The following is a 21815-nucleotide window of genomic DNA, read 5'->3' on the forward strand; positions in this document are numbered from 1 at the left end:
TTTCGTCCCTCCCGGACGTGAATGAACGTTCTTAGCACTCCCCTATGGTGAGTGCTAATGGCAATTCTGGCACTCAGCACCGCCGAGTGCAAGCTACGGAACGGTAAATCGTTTCGCCGTCGGCATAACCGGTTCGGATCAGCCTTCGGCGACGTAATCTGAGCCGAGCACCACGACAATCTGCGGAACATCGCCGACGCTGAACTCCGTTGAATACTCAACAGCCTCGACACCGAGTGTTTGCGCGACTCCGCGGGCCGCAGCCTCAAGTGAGTCGTCGTCGTAGTAGATCACCGTCTTCTCGAGGCTGTCGTCGCTCGCGTTGCTTGCTGTGACGTTCGATGCTGTCCAACCGCCCTCGCCCAGCGCCGCTTTGACGTCGCTGGCAAGGCCGACCGTCGTCGTTCCATTGAGCACCTGAATCAGAGCCTCCGGGTCGATGGTCGGCTCGACAGTCGGCTTCTGCGTCGTCTGGGTCGGTGTCGGAGTCTCGCTCGGCTCGCTTGAGCCCGGGATGACCTGGTCGAGGTTCAACCGGTCCGTCGCAATGCTCAGCCCGAAAATACCCAGAGCGATCAAGACGATTGTGGCGATCGCCGCCCAGAGGAACCCGACCCAGCTTCGTCGCCCGGGGGCTCGATGCGCGCCGACTCGTGACGAGTGCGGTACGTCGTCGAATCGATCTTGGGGATGCGAACTTCCCATACGGTGCGGTCTTCCTTCGTTCGGGGCCTGTCGCCGCTAGTGGTCTGCCGATGTGCGTCGGCGCCGGGCGGCCGACCTCTGATCTCGTATGCGCAGCAGACGCTTCACCAGCATCGGATCGTACACGAGAGCTTCGGGACGCCTGATGAGCGCGGCGAGAAGTTGATAGTACCGAGCCGACGACACATCGAAACGCTGCCTGATCGCCTGCTCTTTCGTACCTGCGTGCGTCCACCATTGTCGCTCAAAGTCGAGAATGGCTCTGTCGCGCTCGCCAAGCGGGGCGGACTCGTTTTCGCCCGCCTGTGCATTTCGCTCGTCTGACGCCATCTCGACCCTTCCGTCGCCATCCTAGTTTCTCGGCTCCTTGGTGGGAGCCTGGTGTGAGCATTCGGAACATTCCGGCGCCAAAGCGGCTTAACGTATTAAGAGCACTCATTTTCCGACATCCAGGAGCGCGCATGACCGAGAATCAGACAAAGACCGATGAGCAGTGGCGCGCCGAGCTGTCCCCCGAGCAGTACGCCGTCTTGCGTGAAGCGGCGACGGAACGCCCATGGACTGGGGAGCTTCTCGACGAGGCCCGCGCGGGGGTCTACACATGCGCAGCATGCGGTGCAGAGCTGTTCAAAAGCGGCACGAAGTTCGACTCCGCGTGCGGATGGCCGAGCTTCTACGAGTCCGTGCGGCCAGAAGCCGTCACTCTCACGGAGGATCGAAGCCTCGGAATGGTGCGCACTGAAGTGCGCTGCGCAGCGTGCGATTCGCACCTGGGCCACGTCTTCGACGACGGTTTCGGCACTCCAACCGGTGACCGCTACTGCATGAACTCGATTTCGCTCGGATTCACGCCGCAGTCGTGAGCAATCTCATCGACCTGATCACCGCGAGGCGCTCTTGGTCGAAGGTGACAGACACGTCACCGAGCCGTGACGAGCTTGTCCGCCTCGTTGCCGCGGCCGGCCGCGTCGCCGACCACAGTGGCCTTGCGCCGTGGCGTCTCATTGAGTTGCGAGGGGCAGCGCGCGCCCGCCTCGGCAATGCAATTGCCGAGGCGGCAGGTGACGACAAGCCGTCGTCCAAGCCGCTGCGTGCCCCTCTGCTCATCGCCCTTGTCGTGAGCCCTCAGCCCAGCATCAAAGTTCCCGTCTGGGAGCAGGAGGCGACAGCATCCGGTGTCGCGCACTTGCTCAGCCTGTTGCTCTCCGATGAGGGCTGGGGCGTGATGTGGCGCACCGGAGGTCAGGTTCGTTCCCCCGAGGTGCATCGCATGCATAATCTCGAACAGCACGAGTACCTTCTCGGCTGGCTCTATGTCGGCGGACGAGACGATGCACGAACGAAGCGACCCGCAGCGCCCGTCGACGCGGCACGCTTTCTGACTTCCCTCGGCGACGACAACGAAAGCACTGGAAGAGACACACGAAATGACTGACCGTTCTCATTGGATCGAGCACCGCAGGCCAGACGGCGAGCGAGTGGGGTGGATGCTGCCTGACGGCGACGACTTTGTTGCCGTCGACCTCCTCGGACGCCACGTCATCGGCCCCGTCGACTGGATGACGGCCGAAGAGACGCTCGATGAGCTCGGAATCGGCTATCTCGCAGATCCGTATCGACTCGAGCTCGATTCGGGCGAGAGCATCCGCGTGCGTCTCGCGGAAGTGAGCCCGACGCGCATCACAGCCAAGCTTGACGATTTCGGGGCCGTTGGTGCACCACAGCTGTATTACGACCTGGGCTTCCCCGCACCTGAGACCCTCTCGGAGTGGGGTTCGGAGCCGCTCGTCTGGCCGTCAACGGAAAACCCGTCACCCGCCTGAGCATGAAACGGGCCCCGTCTTCCTCTCGGAAACGGGGCCCATCTGAGCCGCCTGCGAGAATCGAACTCGCGACCACATGATTACAAGTCAAGTGCTCTACCAACTGAGCTAAGGCGGCGGGACCTATCCATCATAGGGGCTGTCAGACCTCGATGTGAACGTCACTTCTCATCGGAGCCGTCCCCCTCGTCGTCCTGAGGGGTCGCGGACGGCGATGGGGTGGTTGTTGCGACGGTTTCACTGTTCGTGGCGACGACGAATGCGTGGAATTCTTCTTCGTCCGTCAGCGACCCCGTGTACTGCTTGCCATTCACAAGCACGGTCGGCGTCGCTTCGACCCGTTCGACTTCGGTGCCGGGAAGCGGGCCGCTCACGGCGCGCTCCGTTGCCGATTGGACCCACGACGAATACGTCATATCGTCGACGCAATCGGCAATCGACGATGCACCGGCAGACGAGGCGAGAGTGACGAGCTGGTCGTCAGTGAGCCCCTTCGTACCTTCGTCTGGCTGCTTCTCGAAGAGAGCCTTATTGAAAGCGAAAAACGAATCAGGAGATTCGTCGGCGACACATGCGGCAGCGTTCGCGGCACGCAGTGAGTATTCGGTGCCCTGTGATTTGCTCGTGAGCACGGCAATAGGATGAATCTCCAGAACAGCGGCGCCGGAGTTCAGCCAGCCTTCAAGCTGATCGATGTTCGTCTTTTCGAAGTCACCGCACCACGGGCAGAGATAGTCCACATAGATCCGAATGTGGGCGACGTCAGGATCCGCGCTCGCCTGCACAGGAGACGCTCCAGCAGCGAGCGCAGGAGTCGTTTGCGCGACAAGGTCTTTGCCAATCACGATTCCGTCGCTCGCCATGTTCTTTGGCCCCGCGGTCTCGGGTTTGATCGACGAGACGACGATCATCACGACGGCCACGATGACAGCGATGATGAGCACTCCGATGCCACCTTGAAGTAGCACGCGGTTGCGCAACTCTCGCTTGTGCTGCTTTTCGCGCAGTTGCCGCGCTTTTTCACGCACCTGGTGGCGCTTGCTCGGGCTCGTCGAGTCGTCCATTTCACCGTCGCCGGCCATTGAACCTCACTTGAAGAATGTCGGGATGCCGCGTAGATATGCAGATTTTCGGGAAACTACGCGCGCAAATACCTTCTGATGTTAGTGCGGCCTGCTGGGAAAACCCCAAACTGCCCGCTTAATCGCCCCGGGTACAAAGAGCAGCTCGGATCGTGCAATACTGATGTGTTAACGCGGTGAAGATGCCGTGTTGCGGGGCAGGTATGCCCCGCTCCGTCACTCGGATCGTCCGGCACGTACCTGCCGGTGAAGGAGAAATTAGTCATATGTCGTCGGTAACTTTCGACAAAGCCACCCGTGTTTATCCCGGGGGCACCCGCCCCGCAGTCGACCAGCTCGACCTGGACATCGCCGACGGCGAGTTTCTGGTTCTCGTCGGGCCCTCCGGTTGCGGTAAGTCCACATCGCTCCGCATGCTCGCTGGCCTCGAAGAGGTCAATGAGGGGCGCATCATGATCGGTGATCGTGACGTCACCGACATTCCCCCGAAAGACCGCGATATCGCCATGGTCTTCCAGAACTACGCTCTCTACCCGCACATGACTGTTGCCGAGAACATGGGCTTTGCACTCAAGATCGCTGGCGTCAACAAGGCGGAACGTGCTGAGCGCGTTCAGGAAGCCGCGAAGCTGCTCGACCTCGAAGACTATCTCAGCCGCAAGCCGAAGGCTCTCTCGGGTGGACAGCGTCAACGTGTCGCCATGGGCCGTGCCATCGTGCGTCAGCCGCAGGTGTTCCTGATGGACGAACCGCTGTCGAACCTCGATGCCAAGCTCCGTGTGCAGACCCGAACCCAGATCGCCTCATTGCAGCGACGCCTCGGTGTTACAACGGTCTACGTCACGCACGACCAGACAGAAGCACTCACAATGGGCGACCGCATCGCGGTGCTGAAAGATGGCCTTCTGCAGCAGGTCGGAACGCCGCGTGACCTGTACGAGAAGCCGTCGAACGTCTTCGTCGCCGGCTTCATTGGCTCACCCGCTATGAACCTGCTCACGACAGCCGTCGCCGATGGAGGCGTGCAGTTTGGCGCCACCGTCGTGCCCGTCGAGCGCGAAGTTCTCAACGAGGCAACGAGCTCTGAAGTCACCATCGGCTTCCGGCCCGAAGACATCGTGGTGTCGAACAACCCGTCCGAGGGACTCGCGATCGAGGTTGACCTCGTCGAGGAGCTTGGGGCCGACGGCTACCTGCACGGACACGCAGATCTCGATGGCGTTCGCCACGACATCGTCGCTCGTGTCGATGGACGAATCCACCCGAACGCTGGCGACACGGCGTACATCGCGCCCGCCCCGCACCACGTTCACGTCTTCAACAACGAGTCGGGCGAGCGACTCGGCAACAAAGCAGTCATCAGCGACTGACGATCTCGTGTACCGGTCGGTGGATGCACACGCATCCATCGGCCGGTACGCACATTAACGCATGAGCGCCTCTCTGAATATCACGTCGGCCACTGTCGACCCAGCCCTCCTCGACTTGCCGTGGGGGCTCCCGCTCGATGCCTGGCCGTCTGAGAACATCGCCTCACTTCCCAAGGGGATCTCTCGGCACCTCGTGCGTTTCGCTAATCTTTCGGGCTATGTCATTGCCATCAAAGAGACGACGCTCGATATGGCCAAGGGCGAGTACGAGATGCTGCGGTCACTGCAGAAGCTCGACATTCCTTGCGTCGAGCCTGTCGCCGTGATCACCGGCCGACGCTCCGTCGATGGTGATGATCTGCTTCCTGTACTCGTCACGAGGCACCTGAGATTCTCTCTCCCCTACCGCGCGCTCTTCAGTCAGCAGCTCCGACCAGACACGGCAACTCGACTCGTCGACGCTCTTGCCCTCTTGCTCGTGCGCCTGCACATTGCCGGCTTCTTCTGGGGCGACGTCTCGCTCTCGAACACTCTGTTCCGTCGTGATGCCGGCGCCTTCGCCGCGTACCTCGTCGACGCCGAGACCGGGAAGCTCTACCAGGGCGGCCTGTCGAACGGTCAGCGTGAGAATGACCTCGAGATTGCCCGAGTGAACATCGCCGGTGAGCTGATGGACCTTTCGGCCGGGGGCAGAACAGACGAGGAGCTCGACCCGGTCGCAGTCTCTAACGGCATCGTCGATGCCTACCGCTCTCTCTGGTCGGAGCTCACGGGAACCGAGCAGTTCGCGTCTCACGAGCGCTACCGCATCAACGAGCGTGTTCAACGCCTCAATGCTCTCGGATTCGACATCGGTGAGCTTGCTATCAAGACCGACGACGGCGGAAGCCGGGTTCGCATTCAGCCGAAGGTGGTCGACGCGGGCCACCACCAGAGACGTCTTATTCGACTCACAGGTCTCGACACGGGCGAGAATCAGGCGAGAAGGCTCCTCAACGACCTCGACTCCTTTCGAGCGACGACGGGCAGAGAAGACGACGACGAAGAGGTTGTCGCGCACGAATGGCTCATCCGTGTCTTCGAGCCTGTCGTGCGTTCCATTCCTCGAGAGCTTCGCGGCAAGCTCGAGCCGGCTGAGGTGTTCCACCAGCTGCTCGAGCACCGATGGAAGCTCTCGCAGACCGAGCAGCGCGATGTGCCGCTCGCTGAGGCGCTCACCTCGTACATCAACAATGTGCTGAGGCATCGCCGTGATGAGGCAACGATAATCGACCCACCAACGGGGGCACTGACCTCCGCAATCGACGTCGTCACTGCTGATGACGACGTCGACTGGCGAGACAAGGTCTAGCTGGCCTCGGTTCTGCGCTTCGAGATCTCGTAGAGAGTGACGGATGCCGCGATGCCGGCGTTCAGTGACTCGGTGGCCGCTGAGATTGGGATCGACACGATTGCATCGCATGTCTCGGTGACGAGCCGCGAGAGGCCTTTTCCCTCACTTCCCACGACAACGACGAGCGGACGGTCGGCGAGGTCGAAGGAGTGCAGGTTCATGTCGCCGCCGCCGTCGAGACCGATGACGAACGCGCCCTGCTTCTTCATGTCTTTCAAAGCTTGAGTGAGGTTCGCAGCCCGGGCGACAGGCAGTCGCGCGGCTGCGCCGGCCGATGTCTTCCAGGCGGCCGCAGTAACGCCGGCCGAGCGACGCTGGGGAATGATCACGCCGTGCCCGCCGAAGGCTGCCGTCGAGCGGATAATCGCGCCGAGGTTGCGCGGATCGGTGATGCCGTCGAGTGCGACGAGCAGCGGCTGTGTCGACGAGGAGACAGCGCGGTCGAGAAGTTCCCCTGGGTGAGCATAGCTGTACGCGGGCACCGTGATGGCGACGCCCTGGTGAACGGAGTCGAACCCACCCATGCGATCAAGTTCCGGTCGAGTGACTTCGAGCACGGGAATCCCTGTGCCCGTGGCGATCGACAGGATCTCCTTAACGCGGTCGTCCATTTCAATGCGGGTGGCGATGTACAGCGTCGTCGCGGGAATCCGTGTACGCAACGCCTCGAGCACCGAGTTGCGCCCGGTCACGGTCTCGACATCGTCGGTGGACGAACGTTTAGCCTGCGGTCTGCGTGTCGAGGCCGCAGGTTTGCGCGTGCCCCGCGCGCTGTCGAGGCGCTCGCGCGCTGCCTTCTTCTTTCCGGCCGGATGATAGGTGCGGTCTTCGGCCTTCGGCGTCGGTCCTCGTCCTTCAAGCGCCTTGCGCCCGAGACCGCCCGTGCCCTTTGACGGGCCCTTCTTGCCCTTGCCCGCTCCCGGGCGTCCTTTGCTAGCCATCGATGCTCCAATGTGCCCCTGAGGGGGTGTCTTCGATTGTGATTCCGCTGCTCGACAGAAGATCTCTGATGCGGTCAGCTGTGGCGAAGTCTCGCTCACGACGAGCGGACTGTCTCTGGTCGATGAGCGCGTCGATAACGCGACCGAGCGTCGCGTGGTGCGCAGCGTCCGCTGCGCCGTTCCACACGGGCGAACCGGGGTTGATGCCCAGCACATCGGTCATGGCAGTCACTGCCCCCAGGGCGGATGCTGCGGCGGGCAGGTCGTCGGCATCGATCGCAGCATTTCCCGCACGCACGGTATCGTGCAGCACGGCGAGCGCCTGAGGCACGCCGAGGTCATCGTCCATCGCTTCGGCGAACTCAGGCGGAATTGTGACCGCGGTCGCAGCCGAGAACCGTGTCCCGGCGAGTCGCCGCGTTGCCCTCTCGAGAAACCCGGTAATACGCTCGAGTGCGGCTTCTGCTTCGACAAGTGAGCCGTCGTGGTAGTCGATCGTCGACCGATAGTGTGCTTGGCCGAGGTAGTAGCGAACGACGAGTGGGGATGCCGTCGCAAGCATCTCCGACGCGTAGACGGAGTTGCCGAGCGACTTTGACATCTTCTGTCCGTCGACCGACACGAGCCCGTTGTGTACCCAGTGACGGGCGAATCCGTCGCCGGCAGCGGTCGTCTGCGCCAATTCATTCTCGTGGTGCGGAAAGCGCAGGTCGAGTCCGCCGCCGTGAATGTCGAAGCTCTCACCGAGATACCTGCGTGCCATTGCCGAACATTCGATGTGCCAGCCCGGCCGCCCCGGGCCCCACGGGCTCGTCCAGGTGGCCGACTCCGGCTCGTTCGGCTTGTGCCCTTTCCACAGCGCGAAATCTCGCGGGTCGTGCTTCCCGCGTGGGTCCGCGTCCCCGGCATCCTCCATCTTGTCGACGTCTTGGCGCGTCAGCGCGCCGTACGTCGGCCAGGATCGCACGTCAAAGTACACATCGCCCGATTCGTCGCTCGCCGCGTAGGCGTGGCCCGCCTCGATCAAGCGCTCGATGAGCTCGTGCATCTGCTGAATGTTCGCTGTCGCTCGCGGTTCGTACGTCGGAGGCAAAATGCCCAGGGCGCGGTAGCCGTCGCTGAATTCGAGTTCCATGCGATACGCGAGCGCCCACCAGTGTTCGTCTTCTGCTGCGTTGACGAGCACCTTGTCGTCAATGTCCGTCACATTGCGCACCAACGTCACGCGCAAGCCCCTATAGGTGAGCCAGCGGCGCAGAATGTCGTAGACGAGGGCAGACCTCAGGTGTCCGATGTGCGGCGACGACTGCACTGTGGGTCCGCAGACGTACATTCCCACTTCGCCCGGTGTAAGCGGGGTGAAGTCACGCAGGGTCTGCGTCTTGGTGTCGTACAGTCTCAAAGCCACGGGTAAATCCTACTGGTGCGTGTGGGGTGAATGCGCTGTGAGCAGCGCCGTGGCAATCACGGTGATGCCCTCGCCGCGTCCGGTGAAGCCCAGGTTGTCTGTCGTCGTCGCAGCAAGACTGACTGGCGCCTGCAGCATCCGGGTCAGCTGCGCTTCTGCTTCTCGGCGTCGTGCAACGAAACGCGGGCGGTTGCCGACAATCTGCGCCGACACATTGCTGACGCGAAATCCGGATGCTGTGACCTGCCGCAGTGCCTCCGAGACGAATACCTCGCCGTGAGCTCCGTCGTACTGCGGAGAGTCCGTACCGAACATTCCGCCGATGTCCCCGAGGCCCGCCGCCGAGAGCAGAGCGTCGGTCACGGCATGGCACACGGCGTCGCCGTCGCTGTGCCCGGCGAGTCCCGATTCTCCGGGCCAGTTCAGTCCGGCCAGCCACAGCTCGCGTGTGTCGTCGTAGGCGTGCACATCGATGCCGATGCCGGTTCGCAGAGCGGGTGTGTTGCCGACGAGCAACTCTGCGCGACGCAGATCCCAGGGCGTGGTGATCTTGAACGCGTTCTCATGGCCGGCAATCGCCGTGACGTCACCGCCAACGGCCGTGACCAGCGCCGCATCATCGGTGAGAGATTCTGCGGCGGCCGCGTACGCGGCATCAAGAAGCTCGCGAGGAAAGCCCTGAGGTGTCTGCACGGCGCGCAGGTCGCTGCGGTCGATGGTGCTCAGAACGGACTCGTCTGCATCGACGCGCTTGATCGTGTCGGTGACAGGCAGCACGGGAATGACGCCGATTCCCGTGGACCGTACCGCGTGAGCCACGGCGTCGAGCTGCTTAGGTGGCGTGAGCGCGCGCGCGGCATCGTGAACGAGAACCGTGTCGATGTTCGGTGCGACAGCGGCAAGCCCGGCAGCGACAGAACCCTGCCTCGTGTCGGCGCCATCGACGACGGTGAGGTACCCGGATGCCGCACCCGCCGCCGCGCGGCCGATGGCGACAGCATCCTCTGCCCGGCCCCTCGGTGCGACCACGATGACCTGTGCAGCCGTGTGCATGCGAAAGACGCCGTCGAGAGCGTGCCTCAGAATCGAACGTCCGGAAAACTCGACAAAGGCTTTGGGCTTGCCGGCGCCCAGACGCGTTCCTGAGCCAGCGGCGACGACGATGACGGCCGTTCGAGGTGAATCATTCATGACCATGAGCGTAATCGGTAAGTTAACACGCGAACGGCCCGGAACAATCCGGGCCGTTCGGCATGTCTTTCTGACGGTGCTAGGACGCGAGAACCTCGTCGAGCATTCCCTCGGCCTTCGCCTCGTCTGTCTTCTCTGCGAGCGCGAGCTCGGAAACCAGAATCTGACGTGCCTTCGCAAGCATCCGCTTTTCTCCGGCGGAGAGTCCACGGTCTTGGTCTCGGCGCCACAGGTCGCGCACGACCTCACTGACTTTGATGACGTCGCCGGACGCGAGTTTCTCGAGGTTCGCCTTGTAACGGCGCGACCAGTTGGTCGGCTCCTCGGTGAATGGAGCGCGAAGCACCTCAAACACCTTGTCGAGCCCCTCTTGTCCGATGACATCACGAACGCCGACGAGGTCGACATTCTCAGCCGGCACCTCGATCGTCAGGTCCCCCTGTGTCACGTGCAGCTTCAGGTAGAGTTTTTCTTCGCCCTTGATTACCCGGGTCTTGACTTCCGCGATTGTCGCGGCTCCATGGTGCGGGTAAACGACGGTTTCGCCAACCTCAAAAAGCATCGATAAGCATCCCTTCAGCGTAATCTAGGATACCACAAGGGGCATACTGTAAGGTTCGCCTCACGTGCTCTGTAAGGCTCGCCTTACCCCGCGCCGAGCGGCAGACAAGCTAGGCTAAAATCGACTGAGACCGCGCAGCGCACGGATGACGTGCTTGACGTGCTGCGCCCATCACCTGGAGGCATTCTGTGAGATCGCGCTTTGCCGCAATCGTCGTTCTGGCCGCAGCCGTTGCGCTGGGCACGAGTGGATGCGGGCTTCTCGCCCCGCAGGCAACGACGATCCACTACGACGCGAGCGACGGCGTTGGCGGTTCCGTCGGCGACATCGATGTTCGCAATGCACTGATCATCGCGAACGAAGACGGCAGCGCCGGCAACCTCGTCGTGACCGTCGTCAACAACGGCTCAAGTGCTCACAGCGTCACTATCGAGTTTGCGAATGGCTCGTCGACAGAGGTTGTCGTCGACGCCGATGAGATCTTCACCTTCAGCGCCCCTGCGGCAGACGACGCCGAGCGTGAAGACATCGTGATCGATCCGCTCGACGCGAAGATCGGGTCGACAACAACGGTCTTCTTCCAGTACGGCAGCGAGACAGGCGTCTCTCTCGATGTGCCCGTGTATAACGGCGACCTCCCCGAATACAGCACGCTGGTTCCCACGCCAGCCGAGGCAAAGTAGACGCAAACACAACGAGAGAGGGGCGGATGCTGTCAGCATCGGCCCCTCTCTCGTTGTGCTGTCAGCCCTCGAAGCGGTAGCCGAGACCTCGTACAGTGACGACCATGATCGGATTCGACGGGTCTTTCTCGATGCGCGAACGAATACGCTTGATGTGAACGTCGAGAGTTTTCGTGTCGCCGAAGTAGTCACTGCCCCACACCCGGTCGATCAGCTGACCGCGGGTGAGCACCCGCCCCGCATTGCGCATCAGAAACTCGAGAACGTCGAACTCTCGAAGCGGAATTGAAATCTCGTCTCCGCGCACGGAGACCGTGTGCCTGTCGAGGTCCATCCGTACGTCGCCCGCCTCGAGAACGGTCTCGTCGATACCGGAGTCATCGGAGTCGCGGCGACGGAGTGCTGCGCGCACCCGTGCAAGCAGCTCTCGGGTCTTGTAGGGCTTGGTTACATAGTCGTCTGCACCCAGCTCGAGCCCGACGACGATATCCACCTCAGTGTCCTTGGCGGTGAGCATGATGATCGGCACTGTCGATGTGGCGCGAATGCGTCGGCATACCTCCGTGCCCGCGACGTTCGGAAGCATGAGATCGAGCAGAACGAGATCGGCACCGTCACGTTCCCATTCATCGATCGCCGACTGCCCGTCTTCGGCGATAGCGACGTCATACCCTTCCCGCTCCAAAAGGAATGCGAGCGGGTCGCTCAACGCTGCCTCGTCTTCGACCAGCAGGATGCGTGTCATATCTGTGTCCTCTCGGGCCGTTCGGCCGATGTCGGTGCGGAAATACCCTCGTCGCCTGTGGCGACGGGGAGCCGAAGTGTAAACGTCGAACCGTTTCCCGGCTGCGACCAGACGGAGACCTCTCCCCCGTGATTCTGCGCCGTATGCTTCACAATCGCCAGGCCGAGGCCTGTGCCACCGGTGTTGCGTGATCGCGCGCCATCGACACGATAGAACCGCTCGAACACGCGATCATGGTCTTCCTTGGGAATGCCGACTCCCTGATCCGTGACCTGAATCTCGACGGTGTCGTCGACAAGACGGGTGCCGACACCCACCCGTGATCCGTCTGGGGAGTACTGCACGGCGTTTGAGACGAGGTTTTGCAATGCCATCGCAAGCAGCGACTCCTCACCGTAAACGGTGAGCCCCGTGGGCTTGCCGCGGGCGATGGTCACCTGGCGCGCGTCCGCGACCACGGCGTTGTCTCGCACCGCATGGTCAATGACCGCGTCGATGCTCACAAGCTCGGGCATGTGAAGAGCCTGATCCGCCTGCAGCTTCGACAGATTGATGATGTCGGCGGTCAGAGCAGCGAGCCGATCGGCCTCTGCCGTCATTTTCTCAGCGAAGCGACGCACACGCTCAGGATTGTCGACGGAGCTCTCGATCGCCTCGGTGAGCACGCTGATCGCGCCGATCGGCGTTTTCAGCTCGTGGCTGATGTTGGCGATGAAATCACGGCTCACCTCGTCAAGCCGAATTGATTCCGTCAGGTCGTTGGCCAGCACGACGACGTAGCGAGTGCCAAGAGGTGCCGCTCGCACAGCGAGAACGCGTGCAGCGTCGCCCGAGCGCGCGCTCTCTAGCCTGACGGTGCGGGTCTGAGCCTCACCGCTGCGCCGAACCTCATCAGCGATCTGCTGCACCTCGCGCACGGCGATGCGCTCCGAGCGCACAATGCCCAGGGCGAAGGCGCCCTGCGAAGCCTTGAGCACGTTGTCTGATGCGTCAAGAACAATGCCGATACTCTCGAGCACACCGAGAATCTGGTCGACGCCATCGGGCACGCTCGGCGTGATCACCTGCTGCACCTGCTCGCCACGACGCGCTGCAGCGAACACGAAGACGGCGAACCCAGCTCCAAGCGAGATGCCAAGCACGAGTGCGAGCAGCACAACCCAGGTCGCATCCATATGACTAGGTTAGAGGGCAGAGACGTTTGGTTTCCGAGCGGCAACCCCCACGACCAGGCCTTTTGGCAAACTGTTCAGGTGCAGGGCACCATTCGTTAACCTTCGGGATGCACTCTAAGTGTCGAGGTTGTATGCCATCAGAGCGAAAGGACCGACCCGCCCATGCGCGATGTTTTTCAGCAGGAGCTCCGAGAGTTGCAGGAGCGCCTCGTCGAGATCGCTGAGCTCGTCGAGGTGTCGATCACGAACGCTGTCACGGCGTTCACGAAGACTGACGTCGCCGTCGCCGAAGACGTCATCGAGAACGATAACCGAATCGACGAGAAGGCACTCGAGCTCGATGAGCTCGCCATCAACATCCTTGCCCTCCAGCAGCCCGTTGCCCGAGACCTTCGCATTGTGGTGAGCGCTCTGCGCATCAGCTCGTCACTCGAGCGCATGGGAGACATGGCCGAGCACATCGCCCAGCTCGCGCGTTACCGGTTCCCCGAACGCGCTGTGCCGAAGGGGCTCAAATCAACGTTTGCCGAGATGGGCACGATCGACGTCGAGATCGCGCACAAGCTCGTAGAGCTCCTGCGTACGCAGGACCCCCTTGTCGCCAATGAAATTCGCGACGAAGACGATCGCGTCGACGAACTTCACGCGAGCGTCTTCGACAAACTCCTGAGCGAGCGCTGGAAGGGCGAGGCAACGGCGACGGTTGACGCGACGCTCGCGTCGCGATACCACGAACGGTTTGCCGATCACGCAGTCTCCATTGCGAAGAAGGTTCAATACCTCGCGACCGGCGATTGGAGCGGCGCAGAAGAGACCGAGACCGCCAAGTAGCCTCGTGACTCAACGACGAAGGGCGATGCCGGATGGCATCGCCCTTCGTCGTCAAGCAGCGACAGCCGCGCTACTTCTTGCCCTGCGAGGCAACCGCGGCGGCACCGGCTGCAGCAGCCTCCGGGTCGAGGTATCGACCTGGCTCGAGTGGAGCGAAGTTCTCGTCAAGCGTGTAGACCAGTGGGATGCCCGTTGGAATGTTGAGCCCGGCGATATCGTCGTCGCTGATTCCGTCAAGGTGCTTCACCAGGGCGCGCAGTGAGTTGCCGTGTGCTGTTACAAGAACCGTCTTACCCGCAGCCAGATCTACGGTGATGTCTGACTCCCAGTACGGCAGGAAACGGTCGATGACGTCTTTCAGGCATTCCGTCTCAGGAACCGTGCCGTCGATGCCGACGTAACGCTCGTCGTTCGCCTGTGAGTACTCGGCGTCTGCGGCAAGGGGCGGCGGCGGAACATCGAACGACCGACGCCAGGTCATGAACTGCTCTTCGCCGTACTCTTCCAGAGTCTGCGCCTTGTCTTTGCCCTGCAGCGCACCGTAGTGACGCTCGTTAAGGCGCCAGCTTCTCTTCACGGGCAGCCAGGCGCGGTCAGCGCGATCGAGGGCGATATTGGCGGTCTGGATCGCGCGAGTGAGCACCGACGTATAGAGAACGTCAGGGGCGAGGCCAGATTCCGCAATCAGCTCGCCGGCGCGCGTCGCTTCGCGCACGCCCTTCTCGCTGAGTCGAACGTCGACCCAACCGGTGAACAGGTTCTTCTGGTTCCAATCGCTGTTTCCGTGCCGAAGGAGAATTAGAGTGTAGGGCTCAGACATGCTTCAAGCATAGAGGCACCGGATGCCGCGTGCGCAGTCGAGTGTCAGCGACCGGGTCGCGTACGAGCACCGAGTCGCGGCAGCCGCGGTACGCCAGCGGTGGCACCCGCGCCCGATGGCACGATGATCTCCTGTGCAGCGGCAATGCGTGTCTCACCGTCGAGAACAACGAGGTCAAGCTCCTCGGGGACGGCACGTTTGATCAGGGCAAGGGCCACGGGGCCCAGCTCATGGTGCATGGCCGCCGTCGTGACGTGCCCTACCTCGCGCTCATCGTCACCCTTCGGCGCGAGAACCGTGGCACCGTGCGGCGGCATGACAGATTCGCTGCCGTCGAGATGCAGAAGCACAAGCCGACGCGGAGGGTGCCCGAGGTTGTGCACCTTCGCTACTGTTTCTTGACCGCGATAACAGCCCTTGTGCAGATGCACTGCCGTGCGCAGCCAGTCCAGCTCATGCGGAATCGATCTCTCGTCTGCCTCCATCGCCTGGCGTGGACGCCAAGCGGCGACACGCAGCGCTTCTGCGGCGAGCGATCCGGCGACGCGCAGCTCACCGGACCGCACGCGAGCGGCCAACTGCGGAAGAGACTCCCGTGGCACGAGCACTTCGCGCCACCGCCAATCGGCACCCGGGTGCTCGGCCGCGGCATATTGCCACCCGCCGGGGAGCACGCTCGCCCACGGGTCGTCCCAGATGAGCGGGATGCCGGCCGGCGCTGCGGCCTCGATGTCGAGATCAGCACCGACCATGCCGATGCGGGCGTATTCGGGGCTGCGATCTGCTACATCGACACGCAGCATGAACACCATGCGCTCAAGCCAGGCGACGAGGTCATCCACCGTCGTCGGATCCACGAGAAGCCACAGCGTGTCACCATCATCGACGATGCCGACGGCGTGCTCAATGCGGCCCTGAGGGCCGAGAAACAGCGCCTCCGTGCTGACGCCTGGGGCAAGATCGTCGACGCTCTGGCTGGCGAGTGAATTCACCCAGCTGCGACGGTCCGGCCCTGTGATCGATACGACGGCACGGGTGGAGAGATCGACGATCGCCTGCCCACGCTCAAGCGTGCGCTGTTCGATGTTGGGCGAACCGTAGTGCGAGGGAACGCCGCTGTCGACAGCATCCGGAAGCTCGATTGCGGCGGGAAGCGAGAGAAACGGCGAGGAGCTCATCAGTCCACCTTTGCAAGACGCGCTGACGCATGAGAACGCAGTTGCTGACCGAGTGCCGCGATGTCCCACGCCCACAGAAGATGACCGTCGACAAGACCGTACATGCGGGTTGCCGCGCTGTAGTTCTGTGCTCCGGCGCTGCGCATGACAGCATCCGTGCCGATATCGATTCGAGGGCCGTTCACTTCACCGAGATACAGCTCCGAAACGCCGTCTGGGTGCACGATCGACACCTCGAGGGGAAAGCCTCCTGAGGGGCGGCGCAGGGTCTCGACAGCGTCAACTCCAACAAACGGAGCGGTGCCACGCCGCGGAAGCAGCCCCGGGCCGACGTCACCGTCTTCGCGCGGGCGTTCGAGCCGCCAGTAGCCGGTCTCCGCTGTGAGAGGCTCGTCTTCGCCGTTCTCTCCGACGAGCCAGGAGAACGCCGAGTAGTTCAGGTACGACAGTCCGTCGTGACTGAACGAGACGCGCTGCCCGAACTCGTGCGACACTTTCTCGTCGCCGATCGGATAATCGATAACGCCCGTGCCTTCCCAGACCCCGAGCAACCATGACAGCGGCACGATCTCCGATGGAAGGTCGGCCGGAATCTCACGCACGAGGCTTACCTCTGACCGCGAAAGAGGTTCCAACAGACGACGCCGGCTGTCCACACGATGGCGAGGCTGGCCAGGCCGAGCAGACCGACGAAGAAGAGTTCAAGAGCTACGAGGTCCATACGGTCAGTCTAGTCGACAAGCCGTGCATGTCGGCCCGCAGCACAGTCGGCCAGCGCCGCCGACGCGGAACCTCAGAAACTCAGCAGCTCAGCGAAGCCGGCGATGCCCGCGACGATCGACACGATCAGAAAGCAGCCGGTGCTCAGAATGGAGACGCGCACGATGAAGCCGTCTTTCGTGTGCGTCGTCAATTCGCGCACAAACCCGGCAAGAACACCGATGGCGCACGTGAGAGCGAGCCACGTAAATCGAAATCCCTCGGGAGCGAAAATGGCCGCGAGCACCGCGAGCACGATCGTCAGCGACCACACGAGGATCTGGCCGACGAGCGCAGGGCTGCGGGCGAGAGCGGTCTGGTCAGTCACCACTCCATTGTGCCGCACCTCACGGCCCGGACCGCCCTCTACACTGGAAATACACACGGGAAGGCCCGCTTTGGCACACGTGATCGTTCTCACGCCCGACACCTCGGGCTCTCTGCCCGCGCTCGATTTGCTCTCGCACACGGTGCGGCGAATTCCAGCCGTACCTGCAGAACTGGTGAATGCTCCCCCCGCAGACATCATGATCGTCGATGGTCAGCACGACCTCGCGCAAGCGAAGGCCCTCTGCGCGATTCTGCGTAGCACGGGGCAACCATCGCCCGTCTTTGTCGCGTTGACCGAGGGTGGGCTCGCCGCGGTGTCACACGAATGGGGCATCGCAGACGTGGTGCTCACGACGGCGGGACCTGCGGAACTCGACGCGCGCATACGCCTCGCCCTTGGGCGCGCGGCGCCCGAAGAACAGACGACGGTCATCTCGACGTCGGGCCTCGTGATCGACGAGGCAAGCTACTCGGCACGCGCGCAGGGCAGACCCCTCGACCTCACGTTCAAGGAGTTCGAACTGCTGCGATTCCTCGCGGCGAACCCGTCGCGCGTCTTCACCCGCGAGCAGCTGCTCAGCGAGGTGTGGGGCTACGACTATTACGGCGGCAGCCGCACTGTCGATGTGCACGTACGGCGGCTTCGTGCAAAGCTCGGCGACATGGAGCAGCTGATCGGCACGGTGCGCAACGTCGGGTATCGGTTCAATGCGTCAGAGGGAGATATACCGGATGCTGCACACGAGTGATCTGCACGGCGAACGCGACGCCTTCGAACGTCTCGTCGACGAAGCGCTGGCCGCCGATGGACAGCCGCCCTTCAGTGATCAGTCGATTGTGGAGGCCCGTGCCGGTCAACGGGACTACCTCACGGCCGTTGACGACGATGGTGCGCTCACGGGCGCTGCGATCGCGCGCGCTGCGGACCCCGCCGAGTTCGAGCTCGTCATCGCTCCTTTTTACCGCGGTGCCGGACGCGGCCGCCGCGCCCTTCAATCGCTGCTTGAGCGATACGACGACGAGGTGCTCACGTGGGCTCACGGCGACCATCCAGCAGCGGCGCGCCTGGCGGCATCCACTCACCTGACGCGCATTCGCACTCTGTATCAGCTGCGCCGTCCGCTCGACGACGCCCTGCCGGACGTCGTCGCGTTCGACAGATTTGACCCGGCCCGCGACGCCGATGAATGGGTGGCGCTCAACGCGCGCGTGTTCGCGGATCATCCGGAGCAGGGACGAATCACGCGATCCGATCTCGACGCCCGCATGGCCGAGCCGTGGTTTCGCAGTGACGACCTGCTCGTCGCACGCTCCGCGATGGGCGAGCTTGTCGGCTACAACTGGCTAAAGATCGAGGGCGATGTCGGCGAGATTTACGTGCTCGGCATCGACGCACAAGCGGCAGGCATGGGGCTCGGCCGGAAACTGACGGCGGCCGGTTTGGCGCATATGCAGAGCAGAGGATGCCGTACGGCAGCGCTCTACGTCGACGACGAGAACGAGCGCGCTGTTCGCCTATACCGCTCGATGGGGTTCACGGATTACACGACAGACGTGCAGTATCGGCGCGACGTACGATCATGAATTCGGTGAAAACTCCTCGCACCGGCGCCAACGGAATGCCAAGATAAGACAATGGCTCCTACGGATTTCGTGAACGACTCAGCAATCGATCGCGACGACGATGACTTCGATCCCCTTGTGGGCGACGAAGACGCCGGGCTGCCCGAAGATCGTTACCTCGACCGTGAGATCAGCTGGCTCGCATTCAACAAGCGTGTGCTTGAGCTCGCCGAAGACGAGACGCTGCCGCCGCTGGAGCGCGTGAACTTTCTCGCGATCTTCGCCAGCAACCTCGACGAGTTCTTCATGGTGCGCGTCGCCGGGCTTCGGCGTCGCATCGTCACAGGGCTCGCCGTTCCCACGAACATTGGCCGATCGCCGAAGGACGTGCTCGATGAGATCTCGGAGCGCGCACACGAACTGCAGAAGCGACACGCCGCGGTATGGCACACCTCCATCGAGCCTGAGCTTGAGAACACCGGCATCAGCATCGTCAATTGGGAGTCGCTCGACGAGAGCGACCACACGTATCTGAGCGACTACTTCGCCGGCCAGATCTTCCCCGTGCTCATGCCGCTCGCCGTCGACCCGGCGCATCCATTTCCCTACATCTCTGGGCTCTCACTCAATCTGTCCGTGCGTGTGCGCAACACGCGAACAGGGCGGCAAGAGTTCGCGCGAATCAAGGTGCCGCAGATGCTGCCGCGCTTCGTACGCGTCGATCACCGAGAGTCGGCAGACCACATTCGCTTCATCGCACTGGAAGACCTGATTTCGCAGCATCTCGATACCCTGTTTTCCGGCATGGAAGTCATTGACCACCACGTTTTCCGTGTCACGAGAAACGAAGACATCGAGATTGAAGAAGACGAGTCGGAGAACCTCATTCAGGCGCTCGAACGTGAGCTGCTGCGTCGACGCTTCGGCCCGCCGATTCGCCTTGAGGTGACCGACGACATGGATGAGCAGACGCTTGAGCTGCTCGTCCGCGAGTTGAACATCACCGAGCAGGAGGTGTACCGCCTGCCCGGCCCGCTCGACCTGGGCGGGCTGTTCGAGGTGGCAAAGATCGACAGGCCCGATCTGAAGTATCCACGTCGTGTCCCCAACACGGCACCGGACTTCCGTCCTCCTGAGCCCAACGGCAAAGCAGACCTGTTCGCTGCCATCTCACGCCGCGACGTGCTCGTGCATCACCCATACGAATCGTTTGCGACAAGCGTGCAGGAGTTTCTCGAGCAAGCAGCGGCCGATCCTCAGGTGCTCGCCATCAAGCAGACGCTGTACCGCACATCGGGAGACTCCCCGATCGTCGAAGCGCTCATCGATGCCGCTGAGGCGGGCAAGCAGGTGTTGGCGCTCGTTGAGATCAAGGCGCGGTTTGACGAGCAGAACAACATCGAATGGGCTCGCAAGCTCGAGAAGGCAGGCGTGCACGTCGTCTACGGCCTCGTCGGCCTCAAGACCCACTGCAAGCTCGCACTCGTGATCCGCCACGAAGGCGGAAAGCTGAGGCACTACTCGCACATCGGAACAGGGAACTACAACCCGAAGACGAGCCGCGTGTACGAAGACCTCGGGCTGTTCACAGCGGACGACGAGGTGGGCATGGATCTCACTCGACTGTTCAACGAGCTCTCTGGCTACGCGATCGAGAAGAAGTTCAACCGCATCCTCGTCGCACCCCTTCATCTGCGTAAGGGCCTGCTGAAGCTGATCGAGAAAGAACGTCGCAATGCCGAGTCGGGCAAGCCAAGCGGCATCCGAATCAAAGTGAATTCCATCGTCGACGAGACCATCATCGACGCGCTCTATCGAGCGAGCCAGGCCGGGGTTCCGATCGACGTGTGGGTACGCGGGATCAGCGCGCTGAGGCCCGGCGTGGCCGGACTCAGCGAGACGATCAGGGTGCGGTCGATCGTCGGCCGCTATCTGGAGCATTCACGCATCTTCTCGTTCGAGAACGCAGGAAGCCACATCACCTACATCGGCAGTGCCGACATGATGCACCGCAACCTGGATCGCCGCGTCGAAGTGCTCGTCAGCCTCGCCGACAAGACGCACATCGACGAAATCGATTCGATGCTGGGCACGGCAATGGATGATGGCACGTCGTCGTGGTGGCTCGAGTCCGACGGCAGCTGGACACGGCACGCGTTCGACGAGTCCGGGCAACCACTTCGTAGCTTTCAAGATGAACTGATGTCGTCAGTGTCGCGAAAGAAGCGTCCTCGGAGCCGTCGATGAGCCGCCATGAGAAGGCCGTCTACGCTGCCGGGGCCGTGTGCTGGCGCGCCATAGACGGCGAGATCCGTGTGCTCGTGATTCATCGCACGAAGCACGGTGATGTGACCCTGCCCAAGGGCAAGGTTGAACCGGGCGAGTCGTTGCCGCAGACCGCAGTGCGCGAGATCAAGGAAGAGACCGGCTTTGGTGTGACGCTCGGCGTGCCCGTGGGCATCGCGCACTACACGGTGGGCTCGGGACGAGACAAATACGTGCACTATTGGGCGGCGGAAGTCACAGACGCCGCGGTGCGCGAGTCGACGTTCGTGCCGAACAGCGAAGTCGCCGCGGAGGAATGGGTGTCGATCAGTCGCGCACGCCGCTACCTTTCGTACCCTCAAGACGTCGATGTCGTCTCCCGGTTTTCTGACCTCGTCGACGAGGGAGTCACTGCAACCTTCGCGCTCATTGTGATGCGCCATGCAAAGGCGACGTCCCCCGGCGACTGGGATGGCTCTGACGCATCGCGACCACTCACCGCGAAGGGCGTGCGACAGGCAACATCCGCTGTTCCCTCGATTTCGGCGTGGTCGCCCAAAAAGATCGTCACGAGCACAGCAGTTCGCTGCGTCACGACAGTCGCTCCTCTTGCGGCCGCGCTCGGCGTCGAACCGAAGCAGTCGGAGGCGCTGAGCCAGGATGCGTGGGAAGACGGCACGAGCGATGTGCGCGGCGTCGTCGGCAAACGCGTGCGCAAACGCAAAACAGCCGTGCTCTGCAGCCACGGCCCCGTGATTCCCGAGGTGCTGCGCGAGATCGCGCTCGCAACAGGCACGCTTGACGGTTCGTATCTCCGCGATGCCGCAGCGCTCGGAACTGGCGAGTTCTCGATTGTTCACCTGTCGGCAACCAATCCCGGCTCAGGCATCATTACGATCGAGACGCACGCATCGCGTGACTGACCGTACTCCTGCCGTTCACCTTTCGTTTACCCCCCTGAGGGACGCTCGTCACATGACCTGCTTAGCGT

At 62.5% G+C, this 21815-nt stretch carries 24 protein-coding genes and 1 tRNA gene; 11 read left to right on the forward strand and 14 right to left on the reverse strand.

Annotated elements, in window-relative coordinates:
• Window positions 1-138: 138 nt before the first annotated feature.
• Together HCR76_RS10980 and HCR76_RS10985 are read right to left on the reverse strand one after the other, a co-directional pair.
• A complete protein-coding gene (locus HCR76_RS10980; protein WP_166992108.1) occupies window positions 139-705 on the reverse strand; it encodes a LytR C-terminal domain-containing protein in 567 nt (188 codons plus the stop codon).
• Between the two features lie 36 nt (window positions 706-741).
• The gene (locus tag HCR76_RS10985; RefSeq protein WP_166992105.1) at window positions 742-1035 is read right to left on the reverse strand and encodes a DUF3263 domain-containing protein; all 294 of its coding nucleotides are present in this window, start codon (window positions 1033-1035) and stop codon (window positions 742-744) included.
• Between the two features lie 131 nt (window positions 1036-1166).
• On the opposite strand from HCR76_RS10985, the gene msrB reads away from it, so the two are divergent.
• The 3 genes from msrB to HCR76_RS11000 are packed head-to-tail and all read left to right on the forward strand — an operon-like array spanning window position 1167 to window position 2528.
• A complete protein-coding gene (msrB, locus tag HCR76_RS10990) occupies window positions 1167-1568 on the forward strand; it encodes a peptide-methionine (R)-S-oxide reductase MsrB (RefSeq protein WP_166992101.1) in 402 nt (133 codons plus the stop codon).
• The gene (locus HCR76_RS10995) at window positions 1565-2140 is read left to right on the forward strand and encodes a nitroreductase family protein (protein ID WP_166992098.1); all 576 of its coding nucleotides are present in this window, start codon (window positions 1565-1567) and stop codon (window positions 2138-2140) included. The genes msrB and HCR76_RS10995 overlap by 4 nt, the downstream gene beginning before the upstream one ends.
• Window positions 2133-2528 carry a hypothetical protein gene (locus tag HCR76_RS11000; RefSeq protein ID WP_166992095.1) on the forward strand — a complete coding sequence of 132 codons (396 nt, stop codon included), beginning with the start codon at window positions 2133-2135 and terminating at the stop codon, window positions 2526-2528. The genes HCR76_RS10995 and HCR76_RS11000 overlap by 8 nt, the downstream gene beginning before the upstream one ends.
• 45 nt (window positions 2529-2573) lie before the next feature.
• Here the strand turns inward: HCR76_RS11000 and HCR76_RS11005 are convergent.
• A tRNA-Thr gene (locus HCR76_RS11005) sits at window positions 2574-2646 on the reverse strand.
• 43 nt (window positions 2647-2689) lie between these two features.
• Entirely contained in the window at window positions 2690-3610 is a 921-nt protein-coding gene (locus HCR76_RS11010; protein WP_235934272.1) for a DsbA family protein, read from the reverse strand.
• Window positions 3611-3876: 266 nt separating this feature from the next.
• Between HCR76_RS11010 and HCR76_RS11015 the strand changes: the two genes are divergently transcribed.
• The gene (locus tag HCR76_RS11015; RefSeq protein WP_166992092.1) at window positions 3877-4980 is read left to right on the forward strand and encodes an ABC transporter ATP-binding protein; all 1104 of its coding nucleotides are present in this window, start codon (window positions 3877-3879) and stop codon (window positions 4978-4980) included.
• A 61-nt stretch (window positions 4981-5041) separates the two neighbouring features.
• Entirely contained in the window at window positions 5042-6331 is a 1290-nt protein-coding gene (locus HCR76_RS11020) for a DUF4032 domain-containing protein (RefSeq protein WP_166992089.1), read from the forward strand.
• On the opposite strand, the gene rlmB is transcribed toward HCR76_RS11020, so the two are convergent.
• The 4 genes from rlmB to HCR76_RS11040 all read right to left on the reverse strand — a co-directional run bounded on the left by rlmB (window position 6328) and on the right by HCR76_RS11040 (window position 10475).
• Window positions 6328-7314, reverse strand: a complete 987-nt coding sequence (rlmB, locus tag HCR76_RS11025; protein WP_166992087.1) for a 23S rRNA (guanosine(2251)-2'-O)-methyltransferase RlmB — start codon at window positions 7312-7314, stop codon at window positions 6328-6330. The genes HCR76_RS11020 and rlmB overlap by 4 nt on opposite strands.
• A complete protein-coding gene (cysS, locus tag HCR76_RS11030) occupies window positions 7307-8722 on the reverse strand; it encodes a cysteine--tRNA ligase (RefSeq protein WP_166992084.1) in 1416 nt (471 codons plus the stop codon). The genes rlmB and cysS overlap by 8 nt, the downstream gene beginning before the upstream one ends.
• A gap of 9 nt (window positions 8723-8731) precedes the next feature.
• Window positions 8732-9919 carry a 2-C-methyl-D-erythritol 4-phosphate cytidylyltransferase gene (gene ispD, locus HCR76_RS11035; protein ID WP_166992081.1) on the reverse strand — a complete coding sequence of 396 codons (1188 nt, stop codon included), beginning with the start codon at window positions 9917-9919 and terminating at the stop codon, window positions 8732-8734.
• Window positions 9920-9992: 73 nt separating this feature from the next.
• Window positions 9993-10475 (reverse strand): CarD family transcriptional regulator, encoded by a 483-nt coding sequence (locus HCR76_RS11040; protein ID WP_098407203.1) that lies wholly within the window; start codon window positions 10473-10475, stop codon window positions 9993-9995.
• A gap of 188 nt (window positions 10476-10663) precedes the next feature.
• Here HCR76_RS11040 and HCR76_RS11045 point away from each other — a divergent pair, with 188 nt between their 5' ends.
• Entirely contained in the window at window positions 10664-11158 is a 495-nt protein-coding gene (locus tag HCR76_RS11045) for a hypothetical protein (RefSeq protein ID WP_166992078.1), read from the forward strand.
• A 61-nt stretch (window positions 11159-11219) separates the two neighbouring features.
• Here the strand turns inward: HCR76_RS11045 and HCR76_RS11050 are convergent, their stop codons facing one another.
• On the reverse strand, window positions 11220-11903 hold the full coding sequence (locus HCR76_RS11050) for a response regulator transcription factor (RefSeq protein WP_166992075.1): 684 nt from the start codon (window positions 11901-11903) through the stop codon (window positions 11220-11222).
• Window positions 11900-13078, reverse strand: a complete 1179-nt coding sequence (locus tag HCR76_RS11055; RefSeq protein ID WP_166992072.1) for a sensor histidine kinase — start codon at window positions 13076-13078, stop codon at window positions 11900-11902. The genes HCR76_RS11050 and HCR76_RS11055 overlap by 4 nt, the downstream gene beginning before the upstream one ends.
• 162 nt (window positions 13079-13240) lie before the next feature.
• On the opposite strand from HCR76_RS11055, the gene phoU reads away from it, so the two are divergent.
• The gene (phoU, locus tag HCR76_RS11060; RefSeq protein WP_166992069.1) at window positions 13241-13909 is read left to right on the forward strand and encodes a phosphate signaling complex protein PhoU; all 669 of its coding nucleotides are present in this window, start codon (window positions 13241-13243) and stop codon (window positions 13907-13909) included.
• A 70-nt stretch (window positions 13910-13979) separates the two neighbouring features.
• Here the strand turns inward: phoU and HCR76_RS11065 are convergent, their stop codons facing one another.
• The 4 genes from HCR76_RS11065 to HCR76_RS11080 form a co-directional block, all read right to left on the reverse strand.
• Entirely contained in the window at window positions 13980-14729 is a 750-nt protein-coding gene (locus HCR76_RS11065) for a phosphoglyceromutase (protein ID WP_166992067.1), read from the reverse strand.
• Between the two features lie 44 nt (window positions 14730-14773).
• Entirely contained in the window at window positions 14774-15907 is a 1134-nt protein-coding gene (gene ygfZ, locus HCR76_RS11070; RefSeq protein ID WP_166992064.1) for a CAF17-like 4Fe-4S cluster assembly/insertion protein YgfZ, read from the reverse strand.
• Window positions 15907-16509 carry a heme-binding beta-barrel domain-containing protein gene (locus HCR76_RS11075; protein WP_166992061.1) on the reverse strand — a complete coding sequence of 201 codons (603 nt, stop codon included), beginning with the start codon at window positions 16507-16509 and terminating at the stop codon, window positions 15907-15909. Before HCR76_RS11075 ends, ygfZ begins: the two co-directional genes overlap by 1 nt.
• A 191-nt stretch (window positions 16510-16700) precedes the next feature.
• Window positions 16701-16994: a hypothetical protein gene (locus tag HCR76_RS11080; protein ID WP_166991819.1), complete on the reverse strand. Its 294-nt coding sequence runs from the start codon at window positions 16992-16994 to the stop codon at window positions 16701-16703.
• Window positions 16995-17064: 70 nt separating this feature from the next.
• On the opposite strand from HCR76_RS11080, the gene HCR76_RS11085 reads away from it, so the two are divergent.
• From HCR76_RS11085 to HCR76_RS11100, 4 genes are read left to right on the forward strand one after another with little or no spacing between them, the layout of a single operon-like run.
• Entirely contained in the window at window positions 17065-17745 is a 681-nt protein-coding gene (locus HCR76_RS11085; protein WP_235934267.1) for a winged helix-turn-helix transcriptional regulator, read from the forward strand.
• Complete coding sequence (gene mshD, locus HCR76_RS11090; RefSeq protein WP_166992055.1) at window positions 17729-18580, forward strand: mycothiol synthase; 852 nt, start codon at window positions 17729-17731, stop codon at window positions 18578-18580. The genes HCR76_RS11085 and mshD overlap by 17 nt, the downstream gene beginning before the upstream one ends.
• Window positions 18581-18631: 51 nt before the next feature.
• Complete coding sequence (locus HCR76_RS11095) at window positions 18632-20806, forward strand: RNA degradosome polyphosphate kinase (RefSeq protein WP_166992052.1); 2175 nt, start codon at window positions 18632-18634, stop codon at window positions 20804-20806.
• The gene (locus HCR76_RS11100) at window positions 20803-21747 is read left to right on the forward strand and encodes an NUDIX hydrolase (RefSeq protein WP_166992049.1); all 945 of its coding nucleotides are present in this window, start codon (window positions 20803-20805) and stop codon (window positions 21745-21747) included. Before HCR76_RS11095 ends, HCR76_RS11100 begins: the two co-directional genes overlap by 4 nt.
• The last annotated feature ends 68 nt before the right edge of the window (window positions 21748-21815 follow it).

This window comes from Paramicrobacterium chengjingii (assembly GCF_011751765.2).
GTDB classification, from domain to species: Bacteria; Actinomycetota; Actinomycetes; order Actinomycetales; family Microbacteriaceae; genus Paramicrobacterium; species Paramicrobacterium chengjingii.

Coding starts and splice junctions, on each gene's coding strand:
- HCR76_RS10980 (WP_166992108.1), bottom strand. CDS start 705: ATGGGAAGTTCGCATCCCCAAGATCGATTCGACGACGTACCGCACTCG.
- HCR76_RS10985 (WP_166992105.1), bottom strand. CDS start 1,035: ATGGCGTCAGACGAGCGAAATGCACAGGCGGGCGAAAACGAGTCCGCC.
- msrB (WP_166992101.1), top strand. CDS start 1,167: ATGACCGAGAATCAGACAAAGACCGATGAGCAGTGGCGCGCCGAGCTG.
- HCR76_RS11000 (WP_166992095.1), top strand. CDS start 2,133: ATGACTGACCGTTCTCATTGGATCGAGCACCGCAGGCCAGACGGCGAG.
- HCR76_RS11010 (WP_235934272.1), bottom strand. CDS start 3,610: ATGGCCGGCGACGGTGAAATGGACGACTCGACGAGCCCGAGCAAGCGC.
- HCR76_RS11015 (WP_166992092.1), top strand. CDS start 3,877: ATGTCGTCGGTAACTTTCGACAAAGCCACCCGTGTTTATCCCGGGGGC.
- HCR76_RS11020 (WP_166992089.1), top strand. CDS start 5,042: ATGAGCGCCTCTCTGAATATCACGTCGGCCACTGTCGACCCAGCCCTC.
- rlmB (WP_166992087.1), bottom strand. CDS start 7,314: ATGGCTAGCAAAGGACGCCCGGGAGCGGGCAAGGGCAAGAAGGGCCCG.
- ispD (WP_166992081.1), bottom strand. CDS start 9,919: ATGGTCATGAATGATTCACCTCGAACGGCCGTCATCGTCGTCGCCGCT.
- HCR76_RS11040 (WP_098407203.1), bottom strand. CDS start 10,475: ATGCTTTTTGAGGTTGGCGAAACCGTCGTTTACCCGCACCATGGAGCC.
- HCR76_RS11050 (WP_166992075.1), bottom strand. CDS start 11,903: ATGACACGCATCCTGCTGGTCGAAGACGAGGCAGCGTTGAGCGACCCG.
- HCR76_RS11055 (WP_166992072.1), bottom strand. CDS start 13,078: ATGGATGCGACCTGGGTTGTGCTGCTCGCACTCGTGCTTGGCATCTCG.
- phoU (WP_166992069.1), top strand. CDS start 13,241: ATGCGCGATGTTTTTCAGCAGGAGCTCCGAGAGTTGCAGGAGCGCCTC.
- HCR76_RS11065 (WP_166992067.1), bottom strand. CDS start 14,729: ATGTCTGAGCCCTACACTCTAATTCTCCTTCGGCACGGAAACAGCGAT.
- ygfZ (WP_166992064.1), bottom strand. CDS start 15,907: ATGAGCTCCTCGCCGTTTCTCTCGCTTCCCGCCGCAATCGAGCTTCCG.
- mshD (WP_166992055.1), top strand. CDS start 17,729: ATGCTGCACACGAGTGATCTGCACGGCGAACGCGACGCCTTCGAACGT.
- HCR76_RS11095 (WP_166992052.1), top strand. CDS start 18,632: ATGGCTCCTACGGATTTCGTGAACGACTCAGCAATCGATCGCGACGAC.
- HCR76_RS11100 (WP_166992049.1), top strand. CDS start 20,803: ATGAGCCGCCATGAGAAGGCCGTCTACGCTGCCGGGGCCGTGTGCTGG.